Origin of the sequence: Megasphaera sp. DJF_B143, from assembly GCF_900320625.1 — a bacterium.
Classification (GTDB): Bacteria; Bacillota; Negativicutes; order Veillonellales; family Megasphaeraceae; genus Megasphaera; species Megasphaera hexanoica.
Genome location: NZ_ONTA01000070.1, coordinates 1 through 12,699, shown reverse-complemented (window position 1 = coordinate 12,699; position 12,699 = coordinate 1). Strand labels below are relative to the sequence as shown.

The window sequence follows — 12,699 nt, the reverse complement described above, 5'->3', positions numbered from 1 at the left end:
CCTATCCTTCCGGACATCGGTATGTTTGCTTCCTTTGATCCGGTAGCACTGGATCAGGCCTGCGTCGATGCCTGCCAGAAACAACAGCCTCTGCCCAACAGCCAGTTGGCGGATAATCTGGCAAAACCAGACTGGCATCATCATCACGACCACTTCCTTGACAGCAATCCCCGTGTCAATTGGGATGAAACGCTGGTACATGCAGAAGAAATCGGGCTCGGCACGCGCCAGTATGAATTAGTTGTCGTAAAATAAAACTATCGTGAAATAATATCGCAAACTTAAAGAGAGGGTTGTCCCTGCATGAGCAGTGCGCTCATTTGGCGGCAACTCTCTTTTTCATACTCCTTATACTGGATAACCATTCTCAAATATGATATTATATATAAGATATGTAAAAGTAATACCATATAGCAGGAGGAGAAACATGTTCAAACATGTACTATTTGATTTAGACGGGACTCTGACTGATTCGAAAGAAGGAATCATCAAGTCTGTAGAATATGCACTGCTGAAGCTTGGGGAATCAACGGAAGGACGGCTGGACCAGCACATTGTCGTCGGCCCGCCGATGATGACGACGTTTACCCAGGTTTATGGCTTTTCCGAAGAAAAAGCGCGGCGTCTGTATGATACATTCCAGGAACGGTACGGTACCAAAGGGCGTTTTGAAAACCATCCGTTCCCGGGAATCCTGGCTCTTCTGGATCAATTAAAGGAAGCGGGCATCAAATCGTATGTTGCTACGTCCAAACCGACTGTACATGCCCGGGCCATATGTGAGAAATTCGGGATCAGCCAGCGGGTGGAACTCGTCGCCGGCAGTACTCTTGGAGGCAACGAAACAAAAGCTGATGTCATCCAGCAGGTTCTCGATACAATCGGACCACAGGCAGAAGGCAAGGCTGTCATGGTAGGCGACAGGAAATATGATGTCATCGGTGCCAGAGAAACGAAGCTGCCTGTCATCCTCGTCGGGTTCGGATATGGAAGCAAGGCAGAACAGGAAGCCTATCCGCCTGATTATTTTGCCCCTGATGTGGAAGCATTAGGCGATATTATTCTTCATACACAGTCGTAAGAGGAGGCTTTTTTATGATATTGAAAGTAAAAGACACGCTGCATGGATTTCACATAGACCGGTCCGTTTATGTTAAAGAACTGGATAGCCAGGCCTATGAAATGACCCACGTCCAATCCGGGGCCCGCGTCCTGTATATCCAGAATGAAGACGACAATAAGGTGTTCTCCATTTCTTTTCGCACGACGCCTTCTGACAGTACAGGTGTACCCCATATTTGTGAACATTCCACATTGTGCGGCTCCCGGAAATTTCCATTGAAAGAACCGTTTGTAGAACTGGTCAAAGGGTCTCTCAATACATTTCTCAATGCGATGACATTTCCTGATAAGACCATGTATCCTGTAGCAAGCCGGAATGCAAAGGATTTCCATAACCTGATGGATGTATATCTGGACGCCGTGTTTTTCCCTAATATGCTGAAAGATGGACAGGTACTGATGCAGGAAGGCTGGCACTATGAAATGGACAGCCCGGAAGCACCTCTGACGTACAGCGGCGTCGTTTACAATGAAATGAAAGGCGTCTTTTCTTCTCCCGATTCACTTATGGAACGCCATGTCATGGAAAACCTGTTTCCCGATACAACGTATGGCGTAGAATCAGGTGGGGATCCTGACGATATTCCCAATTTGACGCAAGAGGCTTTTGCGGCTTTCCATAAGGCCTATTATCATCCTTCCAACAGTTATATCTTTCTGTATGGGGATTTGGATGTTGACGGCACACTGGATTTTATCGATTCTGAATATCTCAGTAAATTCCATGCAGCACATATCGATTCAGCCATCAAAAGACAAGCCTGCCCGGGCAGTTGCGTCCGTACCTATCCGTATGGCATCGCTTCAGGAGAAAAAACGCAGCAGAAGACACTGCACAGTCTGACCTATGTCATTGACGATGCTTTGGATACGACACTGGCATTGGCTTTTAAGGTGCTGACGTACGTCCTGTTGCAATCGCCGGCGGCGCCCCTGAAAAAAGCTCTCGTCGATGCCGGTGTCGGCCGCGATGTGTCCGGTGATTTCCAGGATGGTATCCTGCAGCCGTTGTGGGGAATTTCCATCAATGGCTCAGACCCGGATAAACAGGCCAAGATTTTACCGGTTGTCCGGCAGTTCCTGACAAAGATGGTTCAGGAAGGCGTGGATAAGACCTTATTGACCGGTGCCCTGAACCGCATTGAATTTACTTTGCGGGAAGCCGATTTTGCCGGTCGTCCCAAGGGATTGATTTATGGTATCCGTTGCATGGATACCTGGCTGTACGATAAAGATCCGCTGGCTTCTCTGCAATATGAAGATGCGTTGCAGACTCTCCGCCAGGGGATTGACAGCGGATATTATGAATCTCTTATCAAGAAATATATACTGGATAACCCGTATTATGCTCTTGTTACACTGGTCCCGGAACCCGGTCTGACAGAAAAACATGATCAGGCTGTGGCTGACAGACTGGCAGCGTATAAAAAGACTTTATCTGCTGAAGACATACAGCAGATTGTTGAAGCATCCAAGGCCTTGAAAAAGAGACAGGCTACACCCGATTCCCCCGAAGCTTTGTTGACAATCCCCACTCTTTCCCGGGATGATCTGGAACATAAAGCGGAAGAAATAGAAATGCAAACGTCTTCTGAAAGTGGGATTACGGTGTGCTATGTACCGGATCATACAAACGGTATCACCTATGTCAATGCGTATTTTGACCTCCATGGTTTTACCCCGGAAGAGATTTCCTATGTATATCTCCTCAGTGATCTTTTGGGAGACATGGATACGAAAGATCATACATATGGAGAACTGGCTTCCCTCATTGATTTATATACTGGAGGTATCGATTGCGCCGTATCTGCTTTTTCTGATTGTGAAGATAATGGGCAGTACATGCCTGTCTTTAAGGTAACGGCTAAGGCACTCCGTCAGAATATGCCGGAACTGATCCATCTGATGCGGGAAATTACGACAGAAACACTTTTTACCAATACAGAACGTCTCATTGAACTGGTCGAGGAAACCAAAGCGGGCTGGGATATGGATGCATTCCGCCGGGGGCATACGCTGGTCATGCACCGCGTTCTGTCTTATGTATCACCGGTAGAAGGATTCTGCGATGCCGGCGAATTTTCGTACTATGAATTTATCAGCCGGATTGCTGCCGGAATCAGGACGAAAACGGATGATACAATCATGAAGCTGCAGCATGTCATGAAGAAGGTATTCACCCGGGCGGCTATGACGCTGGAAATAACGAGTGATACAGAAGATTACCAGCAGGTCATAGGACTTTTGCCGGACTGGGCGCAACAATTGCCCCAGGGAGAAAAACGCACAGACCTTTGCCGTCTGGGCGGTCAACGTAAAAACGAAGGCATCATGACCAGTGGCAAGGTACAGTACGTAGCAAAAGGTGGGAATTTCCGCAGCCATGGCTTTGTGTACACCGGTTCTATGATGGTTCTGGATACGATTTTGCAATATGGATATCTCTGGACGAAGATTCGTGTCCAGGGAGGAGCGTACGGGGCGTTTACTCGTTTTTACGGCAATGGCGACATGGTGTTCTGCTCGTATCGCGACCCCAATCTGGAAAGCAGCGTCAGAGCGTACGATGATCTGGCAGATTATCTGGAACAATTCGACGTTACAGACCGGGAAATGACAAAGTATGTCATTGGTACATTGAGCCGCATTGATATTCCACTGACACCTTCCCTAAGGGGAGATAAGGCGATGAACCGCTATTTCTCCCATATGACACAGGCCCTGGTTCAGCAGCGCCGGGATCAGCTCTTACAGACGACGGCTGCAGATATCCGGGCTCTGGCACCATTAGTGCGGGCGGTCATGAATGATAATTGCCTTTGCGTGATGGGGGGAGAAGGTAAAATAAAGGATGCAGCTGCTTTGTTTGACAACCTCATTTCCTTGCCGGATTAGGATGTGAATAGTATGCGGGGACGTTTTGCACCCAGCCCGACGGGCTATATCCATTTGGGAAATGTATGGACTGCCTTTCTTGCCTGGCTGCAGGTACGGCAACAGAATGGAACTCTGGTACTGCGCATAGAAGATATCGATGAACAGCGGTCTAAGCCTGTATATGTAAAGGCACTGCTGGAAGATCTGGCCTGGCTGGGGTTGGACTGGGATGAAGGGCCTGGAAAAGGCGGCTCTTACGGATCATATATCCAGCAGGAACGGTATCCGCTATATGAAAAAGCCATGCAGGAGCTGCAGGAAAAACATCTGTTGTACCCCTGTTATTGCAGCCGTGCCAGACTGCAGGCCATAGGAGCGCCCCATGAAGGGGAGCATCTTGTATATGATGGGCATTGTTATGGCATGACGGAAGAACAGCGCCGTCATATGGACCGGAAGCCATCCTGGCGCGTCCACGTCCCGGACGTTTCTGTCTCGTTTACGGATGGCTGCTATGGGGCTTTTTCGGATTATCTGCCCCGTGCTTGTGGTGATTTCGTCGTCCGGCGTGCCGATGGCCTGTATGCATATCAATTGGCCGTTGCCGTCGATGACGGGGCTATGGGCATTACCCATGTGCTGCGCGGCCGGGATTTGTTATCTTCGACAGCCCAGCAGATATGGCTCATGAAGGTGCTGGAGTATAGGGCACCTTCGTATACCCATGTTCCGATGCTGGTTGATACGTCTGGTAACCGTCTTTCTAAGAGACAGAAAGGCATAACAGTCCGCAGCCTTCGTGAACGCGGTGTCATGGCTGATGCCATTTTATCTGCACTGGCCCTGGCCGGCAGACTGGTTACGGAAAGGCGTCTGTATCATAAAGAGGAATTAGTCCGCCGGTGCGATTTTCAAAAGATGACGACGCAGGACATTGTTCTGGAAGATACCTGGCTGGATGAACTGCTACACGGATAATCAAAATATAATAAGTTTGGCTATGTTGTATCATACATACTGTAGGAAGAAACAAAATACATCTTGTTTTTTTCTGCAGTATTTTTTTATCTTTTTTTTCAGATCTTTATCAGATTAAGCAATATTATTGTCATCGGGTGTGAAAATGTGGTAAAATGTGGTGAAAAGTGATAGATAATACGGAAAGGGGGGCGACGCTATGTTCATGGGAGAATATTCGCATTCTATTGATACAAAAGGCCGTGTTATTATGCCGGCGAAATTTCGTGAAGAATTGGGAACGCATTGTATAGTAACCCGTGGACTGGAAGGCTGCCTTTCTGTATATACACAGGATGCCTGGAGAAATCTGGCTGATAAGATGAAAAAATTAAGGACCAGTAAAGAAAAGGTCCGGGCATTTAAACGATTTCTCTTTGGCAGTGCGGCCGAAGTTGAATTTGACCGTACAGGCCGTATCCTGATTCCCGGAACGCTGCGGGAATATGCCGGCCTTAAAAAAGAAGTTACAGTCATCGGCACAGGTGACAGCATAGAAATCTGGGACAAACAATCTTATGAAGAATATGCCGCCCGTACCGTGCCGGCGATGGAAGAGATTGCTGAAGATCTGGAAGATCTGGATCTGGACATATAGGAGTACTCATGGAATTTCATCATGTCAGTGTATTACGAAATGAAACAATTAATCATCTCATCGGTGATCCCCATGGTATATATGTAGACTGCACACTGGGAGGGGGAGGTCATTCCCGCGTATTGGCCGAACGGCTGGCCGGTGATGCAACGCTGATTGGACTCGATCAGGATGAGGATGCCATTGCGGCGGCTACAGCCCATATGAAAGGGACGGCCTGCCATTTTATACCGGTGCAGGAAAATTTCCGCAACCTGGGCCAGGTCCTGGACAAGCTGCACATAGATGCCGTGGACGGGGTCATGTTTGACCTGGGCGTGTCGAGTTACCAGCTGGATACGCCGGAACGGGGTTTTTCCTATATGCAGGACGGGCCACTTGATATGCGGATGGACCGGTCTGCCCGGAAAAGCGCTTACGATGTGGTCAATACATATAGTGAAGCTGAGTTATACCGTGTTGTCAAAGACTATGGGGAAGAACGCTGGGCCAGCCGTATTGCTGAATTTATCGTCAGGGAACGGCAGCAGAAGCCCATTAGTCATACGGCTGAACTCGTATCCGTCATCAAGAAAGCTATTCCTGCGGGAGCCCGCAAGGATGGACCGCATCCGGCCAAGCGGACGTTTCAGGCAATCCGGATTGAAGTCAATGATGAACTGGGTATTCTCCATGATGCCGTCGAAACGGCAGCGCAGCGGTTAAAACCGGGCGGACATATCTGTGTTATAACCTTCCATTCTCTGGAAGACCGCATTGTCAAGCAGACGTTGAAACGATTGGCAACGGATTGTATCTGTCCTCCCGATATGCCTGTCTGCACGTGTCATCATCATGCCATTTTAAAGATACAGCGCCATGCCATCACGCCGGGAGAAGATGAACTGGAACAGAATCCCCGGGCCAGAAGTGCTAAATTACGCGTCGGAATTCGTAAGTGATGGATAGGCAGAGGAATTTTCGTTTTTAATATTTGATTGGATGTGTTATAATATGCTGGCCAGAAAAGCTGGATACATTCACTATGAAGCGTCACGTTCTGTGGGGCACCGGACCGGTGCGGATGAAAGAAAATTCGCCAGGCTGCTTGCGCAGACTATATCTGTTTTACTGCTGGTATGCTTTTTCCTGCTGGCATACATTGCGCTTTCTGCCGTTAAAACTAATTTCAGCTATGCACTGATGCAGAAAAAGCTTCATGCCCAGCAGCTGCAGAGAGAAAATGAAGTGCTCCGCGTTGATATTGCCAAATTGGAGACGCCGGAACGAATTTATACGTCGGCGCAGAAACTCGGTATGACGGTCCCGGTGACCGTGCTGTATGGCCAGTCTCATGATAAGACGGGAACAGGTGACAGCAGCCGGTAAAGCGGGTATGAGCAGCCTTAATTTAAGGCTGCTATTGTTGTTTCCTGTTCTGTTAACATATGAATTACCTGTATAGGAGGAAATGAAATGAAATCAGTTAATGAACTCTGCAAACAAATTAAAGGTATATATAATGTGGATGGCAATGCCAATACTATGATTACGGGCATTTCGTCCGATTCCCGGTCAATCGAAAAGGGAGATTTGTTCGTCTGCTTCAGCGGCGTTCATACAGACGGGGCCGTATATGCATCCCAGGCTGTAGAGAAAGGGGCCGTTGCAGTGCTTACGACCAAACATCTGGACCTTCCCGGCAATGCCGTGCAAATCATGGTGCCGGATGTGCATCATGCCGTTGAAGATATAGTTCCTTATTTTTATGATTATCCGGGAAAGAAAATGCGCATGATCGGCGTTACGGGGACAAATGGCAAAACGACGACGAGCCATATTATTTATCATATCCTGAAAGCTGCCGGCCATCGTGTGGGCCTTCTGGGAACCATCCATGCGCTGATTGACGATGAAGAACTTCCTATTCACAATACGACGCCGGATGTTATTGATCTGCAACGCTTCCTGGCGCTTATGTATGACCGTGGCGTTACTCATGTCGTCATGGAAGTGTCGAGCCATGCCCTGGCTTTAAACCGCGTGGCCGGGATTGAATATGATACGGCGGTATTTACGAATCTGACACAAGATCACCTGGATTTCCACAAGACGATGGAAAACTATCTGGCAGCCAAATGCAAATTATTCCAGAACATCAGTCTCGATGAACATGTTAAGGATAATAAGACAGCTATAGTCAACATTGATGACCCTTATGCAGAAGGAATCCTGAAAACCTGCCACTGCAACGTACTGACCTACGGCGTAGAAAAAGCAGCTGATTTAAAAGCAGCTAACTTATCGGTGGAACTGAAACGTTCATCCTTTGATGTTACGGGACCCTTTGTCAATGTCCATCTGAATATGAACATTACAGGCTTGTTCAACGTGTATAATACACTGGCGGCAATCGGAGCTGCCCATGCAGAAGGCGTAGATGAACAGACGATTGATAAAGCTATCCAGTCTTTCCATTCCGTACCAGGCCGTTTTGAACTCGTAGAAGCCGGACAGGATTTTGCTATTGTCGTCGATTATTCTCATACGCCGGACAGTCTGGAAAAAGCATTGACGACAGCCCGTGCCATGAATCCGGTCCGTATACTCTGCGTGTTCGGCTGCGGGGGCGACCGCGATCGTACAAAACGTCCGATTATGGGACGTATTGCTGCAGAACATGCTGATATCCCCATCGTCACTTCCGATAATCCGCGGTCAGAAGACCCGGAAGCCATTGTTCAGGAAGTGGAAGCCGGTGTAAAAGATGGGTTGAAACCCGGCCAGCATCATGAAGTGATCGTCAATCGCCGTGATGCTATTTTCCGTGCCGTAGAATTGGCACAAAGCGGCGATATTGTACTGATTGCTGGTAAGGGGCATGAAGATTATCAGATATTGAAGACCGGTACCATCCATTTTGATGACCGTGAGGTCGCAAGGGATGCCGTGCTGGCTGCAAAGGGGAGATAAAAATGGCTGCGTTCACGTTACAGGAGGTAGAAAAGGCTACTGGCGGCAGACTGCTGTATCCCGTTGTGGACGATTCCGTATTTTCTCAGGTAGAGACAGATACACGGGCTATTACAGAAGGGGCGCTTTTTGTAGCTCTCAAAGGAGAAACATTTGATGGTCACGATTACGTGCTTCAGGCTAAAGAACGTGGGGCTGCCGGTGCCGTAGTAGCTGAAGACCGCCCTGAATATAAACAAGAGGGGTTTGCTGTTGTTATAGTTACGGATACACGCAAAGCATATCAGGACCTGGCGCGTTTTCACCGCCGCCGTTTTTCGATTCCTGTCATCGCCGTTACGGGTTCTGTAGGAAAGACTTCTACACGCAGCATGATTGCAGCCGTGCTGTCGCAGAAATATCGTGTGCTCCAGACAGAAAAAAATTTTAATAATGAAATCGGCCTTCCGAAAACGCTGCTGCAGCTTACGCCGGAACATGAGGCCTGCGTTGTGGAAATGGGCATGCGTGGTCTGGGGCAGATTGCGGAACTGGCGGCTATTGCAGAACCGGATATAGGTGTGGTCACCAATGTCGGCAAGAGTCACATTGAGCTGTTGGGGTCGCAGGATAATATTGCCCGGGCTAAAAGTGAACTCGTCCGGGCATTGTCAGAAGATGGCGTTGCCATACTGAATCAGGATGACTCGTATGTAGCGGCAATGGCCGATTTGTGCCGCGGCAAGGTAGTCGGATACGGTATTGAAAGCAATGCTGCTATCCGGGCCAGCCGCGTCATCTGCAGTGAGAAGGGGCTGCGGTTTGCCTGCCGATGCTTTGATCAGGTCATGGATATCCACATGCCGCTCATAGGCAGCCACAATGTCTATAATGCACTGGCTGCTATTGCTGTCGGACGGGTTCTGGGACTAACAGAACATCAGTTACAAAAAGGATTGTCCGAGTACCGCGGTATGCCAATGCGGCAGGAATTGATTCATCTTGGCGAATATACCTTTATCAATGATGCGTATAATGCAAATCCGGCTTCTATGAGTGAAGCGCTGAAATCGCTGGCGTTGCTGACAAAAGGACGGAAAATCGCTGTTCTTGGCGGAATGCTGGAATTAGGGGACTGGACGGTCCGGGAACATGAAAAAATAGGAGCTGAAGCAGCGGAATTAGGACTGGATGCGCTCATTACCATGGGCAGTCCGGCATCCTATATTGCAGATGCTGCCAGAAAAAATGGGCTCGGCGCTGTATATACGGCACAGGATCATGCCGGAGCGGCGGATTGCCTCAGGCAAATTATCCAGCCGGGAGATACGGTTCTGCTTAAGGGTTCCCGGGGATTTGCCATGGAAAAGATACTGCCATATTTCGAAAGGAAGTAATGTGAATGTTAAATACACTGCTCTTTGGTTTTGCTGTCAGTCTGATCATAGCTCTGGCTCTGGGGCCGCTGGTCATCCGGGAACTGAAGAAATTTCATGCCCGCCAGTCTGAACGGGAAGAAGGGCCAGAGAGTCATAAATACAAGGCTGGCACGCCTACTATGGGCGGTATCCTGATTCTGACAGCGCTTGTCGTGTCCTGCCTTATTTTCAATCCCATGGATCTGCGCAAGGGACTGGCGCTGTTTCTGACACTAGGACATGGAATCATCGGTTTTCTTGATGATTCCATCAAGGCAGTCAAACACCGCAACCTGGGCCTTACGGCTAAACAAAAACTGGCCGGGCAATTCGTTATGGCAGCAGTATTCTGCTTTATTTTGAAGGAATATCTGAACTTTCCGACGACAGTATGGATTCCGTTTACGACATGGAATGTTGATTTGGGCATGTTGTATTACGTATTTGTCTTTGTCATGATTGTCGGTACGAGTAATGCCGTCAATCTGACGGACGGACTCGATGGGCTGGCAGCTGGTTCTTGTGCCATCACGTCGGTTGCCTACGTCGTTATTTCTGTCGCACTGGGATATGTCAACTTTGCCGTATTCAGTGCGGCGCTTACGGGCGCGTGTTTGGGATTCCTCTTTTATAACCAGCATCCGGCTAAAATGTTTATGGGCGATACGGGGTCGCTGGCTTTAGGCGGAGCCCTGGCGGCCATGGCGGTTTTGACTAAGACGGAATTATTGCTTATCATTGCTGGCGGCCTGTATGTGATTGAAGCTTTATCGGTCATCATTCAGGTCGTATCATTTAAGACCCGCGGAGTACGGGTGTTCAAAATGAGTCCGATTCATCATCATTTTGAGCTTTCGGGCTGGAGTGAAGTCAAAGTAGTTACTGTTTTTTGGAGTTTTTCGGCTATTATGGCCATCCTTTCTATTTTTGTAGTCCTGGCATGCAAATAGGCTGCCATACATACTATATGAAAAAAAGCGGGTGTAGAGCATGAGCATAATGGATTTTTCAGGGAAACATATTTTGGTTATCGGTGCTGGTATCAGCGGCCGGGCTGCTTCAGAAGCACTGGCCAGTCATGGTGCTTCCGTTGTTCTCAATGATTTAAAGACAATCGATACACATCATGAGCCGTGGCCGGAATTGAAAGCTGATGGGATCCGTCTCGTGTTTGGCCATCAGGAAGCGGCTCTGCTGGATGGGATGGACCTCGTCGTTCCGTCACCGGTCATTTCCCCGGAAATCCCGATTATGAAGGAAGCGGCTGCCCGTCATATTCCCATCTGGAGTGAAGTAGAAGTTGCTTACCGGCTGACAGATGCTGAAATACTGGCTGTTACCGGTACGAATGGCAAAACGACGACGACGACACTTTTGGGAGATATTATGAAAGCGGCAGGCCGTGAAACGGTCATAGGTGGCAACATCGGTTACGGTCTTTCCGAACAGGCGGAAGACCTGCCAAAAGAAGATGTGGTCGTAGCAGAACTCTCCAGTTTTCAACTGGAATTTACACAGACGATGAAAGCGAAGGCTGCGGTCATACTGAATATCACACCCGATCACCTGGACCGGCATCACACTATGGAAGCGTACGCGGCAGCGAAAGAACGGATTTTCCATAATCAGGATAAATCCGATTATGCACTCCTGAATTATGATGATGCGCGCATTAAAGCCATGGAACCGGATATGACCGGGACCGTGTTGTGGTTCTCTACGGAACAGGAAGTTCCGGCAGGTGCCTTTGCAAAAGATGGACGGCTGATTTTACGTACGGATGGAAGTGATACGGAAATCTGCCGAGAAGACGAACTGAAATTATTTGGCAGGCATAATATCCAGAATTGCTTGGCCGCGGCGCTCATGGCGTATGTGGCAGGCGCACCGCTTTCCGTTATTCAGCGTGTACTCCGGACGTTTGGCGGGGTAGAACATCGCATTGAACCTGTACGCACTATCAATGGCGTACCGTATTATAATGATTCCAAAGGTACTAATACGGATGCTTCGATAAAGGCATTGGAAGCTTTTTCCGGCCATCTGATACTCATTGCCGGCGGCCATGATAAGATGACGCCGCTTGATGAGTTCATGAATCTGGCTGCTCAAAAAGTAGATACGATGATTCTTATCGGTGATGCGGCGGACCGTTTTGAAAAAGCCGCAAAAAAGGCGGGCGTAAAAGATATCCGCAAAGCCGGCTACAGCATGGAACGGGCTGTCATGATGGCACGCAAGATTGCAGCACCGCCCCAGACCGTACTTTTGTCACCGGCCTGCTCCAGCTATGACATGTATGATAATTACGAACAGCGCGGACGTGTGTTCAAAGGCATAGTAAACGCAATTTAAATAATGAATTCAGAGACAGGGAGGAAATAGAACATGCGCCGAGTGATTATTTCTGGTGGTGGCACTGGGGGGCATATTTATCCGGCCATTACCATTGCCCGGGCCATTGCCGATATTGAACCGACGGAATTTTTGTACGTAGGATCTAAAATCGGATTGGAAAACACCTTGATTCCCAATGAAGGCATTCCCTTTGTTACGATTGATGTACGGGGGCTGGAACGGAAGATTTCATTCCGTAATCTGGTGACATTGGGAAAGACCGCAGGCAGTCTGATCAAGGCAGAACATATTATTCATAAGTTTAAACCGGATGTTGTGATTGGCACGGGGGGCTTCGTTTGCGGCCCCGTTCTCCTGGCAGCCAGTCTGAGCGGGATT

Annotated in this window: 11 protein-coding genes and 1 pseudogene; all 12 read left to right on the top strand. The window is 48.6% G+C overall.

Annotation, left to right across the window (positions count from 1 at the left end; all coding sequences use genetic code 11):
• Positions 1-255, top strand: a pseudogene (locus tag DBO31_RS02050) (DUF362 domain-containing protein); the annotation flags it as partial.
• A gap of 172 nt (positions 256-427) precedes the next feature.
• Entirely contained in the window at positions 428-1,081 is a 654-nt protein-coding gene (locus DBO31_RS02045) for an HAD hydrolase-like protein (RefSeq protein WP_059076903.1), read from the top strand.
• Between the two features lie 14 nt (positions 1,082-1,095).
• A complete protein-coding gene (locus tag DBO31_RS02040; RefSeq protein ID WP_150824319.1) occupies positions 1,096-4,017 on the top strand; it encodes an insulinase family protein in 2,922 nt (973 codons plus the stop codon).
• Between the two features lie 12 nt (positions 4,018-4,029).
• Positions 4,030-4,977, top strand: a complete 948-nt coding sequence (gene gluQRS / locus DBO31_RS02035; protein ID WP_150824318.1) for a tRNA glutamyl-Q(34) synthetase GluQRS — start codon at positions 4,030-4,032, stop codon at positions 4,975-4,977.
• A gap of 199 nt (positions 4,978-5,176) precedes the next feature.
• Positions 5,177-5,614 (top strand): division/cell wall cluster transcriptional repressor MraZ, encoded by a 438-nt coding sequence (mraZ, locus tag DBO31_RS02030; RefSeq protein ID WP_075582095.1) that lies wholly within the window; start codon positions 5,177-5,179, stop codon positions 5,612-5,614.
• Positions 5,615-5,622: 8 nt separating this feature from the next.
• Positions 5,623-6,555 (top strand): 16S rRNA (cytosine(1402)-N(4))-methyltransferase RsmH, encoded by a 933-nt coding sequence (gene rsmH, locus DBO31_RS02025; protein ID WP_075582096.1) that lies wholly within the window; start codon positions 5,623-5,625, stop codon positions 6,553-6,555.
• 52 nt (positions 6,556-6,607) lie between these two features.
• Complete coding sequence (locus DBO31_RS02020; protein WP_059076908.1) at positions 6,608-6,982, top strand: hypothetical protein; 375 nt, start codon at positions 6,608-6,610, stop codon at positions 6,980-6,982.
• 87 nt (positions 6,983-7,069) lie between these two features.
• On the top strand, positions 7,070-8,566 hold the full coding sequence (locus DBO31_RS02015) for a UDP-N-acetylmuramoyl-L-alanyl-D-glutamate--2,6-diaminopimelate ligase (RefSeq protein WP_059076909.1): 1,497 nt from the start codon (positions 7,070-7,072) through the stop codon (positions 8,564-8,566).
• 2 nt (positions 8,567-8,568) lie between these two features.
• The gene (gene murF / locus DBO31_RS02010) at positions 8,569-9,942 is read left to right on the top strand and encodes a UDP-N-acetylmuramoyl-tripeptide--D-alanyl-D-alanine ligase (RefSeq protein WP_150824317.1); all 1,374 of its coding nucleotides are present in this window, start codon (positions 8,569-8,571) and stop codon (positions 9,940-9,942) included.
• A gap of 5 nt (positions 9,943-9,947) precedes the next feature.
• Positions 9,948-10,913, top strand: coding sequence for a phospho-N-acetylmuramoyl-pentapeptide-transferase (gene mraY / locus DBO31_RS02005; protein WP_150824316.1), 966 nt, complete (start codon positions 9,948-9,950; stop codon positions 10,911-10,913).
• Positions 10,914-10,953: 40 nt separating this feature from the next.
• Positions 10,954-12,318 (top strand): UDP-N-acetylmuramoyl-L-alanine--D-glutamate ligase, encoded by a 1,365-nt coding sequence (gene murD / locus DBO31_RS02000; protein ID WP_150824315.1) that lies wholly within the window; start codon positions 10,954-10,956, stop codon positions 12,316-12,318.
• 33 nt (positions 12,319-12,351) lie between these two features.
• The coding region (locus DBO31_RS01995) for a glycosyltransferase (protein WP_200817432.1) at positions 12,352-12,699 on the top strand (348 nt) is incomplete at its 3' end.

Excerpts from the sequence above, each read along its gene's own strand:
- DBO31_RS02045 (WP_059076903.1), top strand. The coding sequence starts at position 428 with ATGTTCAAACATGTACTATTTGATTTAGACGGGACTCTGACTGATTCG.
- DBO31_RS02020 (WP_059076908.1), top strand. The coding sequence starts at position 6,608 with ATGCTGGCCAGAAAAGCTGGATACATTCACTATGAAGCGTCACGTTCT.
- DBO31_RS02015 (WP_059076909.1), top strand. The coding sequence starts at position 7,070 with ATGAAATCAGTTAATGAACTCTGCAAACAAATTAAAGGTATATATAAT.
- gluQRS (WP_150824318.1), top strand. The coding sequence starts at position 4,030 with ATGCGGGGACGTTTTGCACCCAGCCCGACGGGCTATATCCATTTGGGA.
- murF (WP_150824317.1), top strand. The coding sequence starts at position 8,569 with ATGGCTGCGTTCACGTTACAGGAGGTAGAAAAGGCTACTGGCGGCAGA.
- DBO31_RS02040 (WP_150824319.1), top strand. The coding sequence starts at position 1,096 with ATGATATTGAAAGTAAAAGACACGCTGCATGGATTTCACATAGACCGG.
- mraY (WP_150824316.1), top strand. The coding sequence starts at position 9,948 with ATGTTAAATACACTGCTCTTTGGTTTTGCTGTCAGTCTGATCATAGCT.
- rsmH (WP_075582096.1), top strand. The coding sequence starts at position 5,623 with ATGGAATTTCATCATGTCAGTGTATTACGAAATGAAACAATTAATCAT.
- murD (WP_150824315.1), top strand. The coding sequence starts at position 10,954 with ATGAGCATAATGGATTTTTCAGGGAAACATATTTTGGTTATCGGTGCT.
- mraZ (WP_075582095.1), top strand. The coding sequence starts at position 5,177 with ATGTTCATGGGAGAATATTCGCATTCTATTGATACAAAAGGCCGTGTT.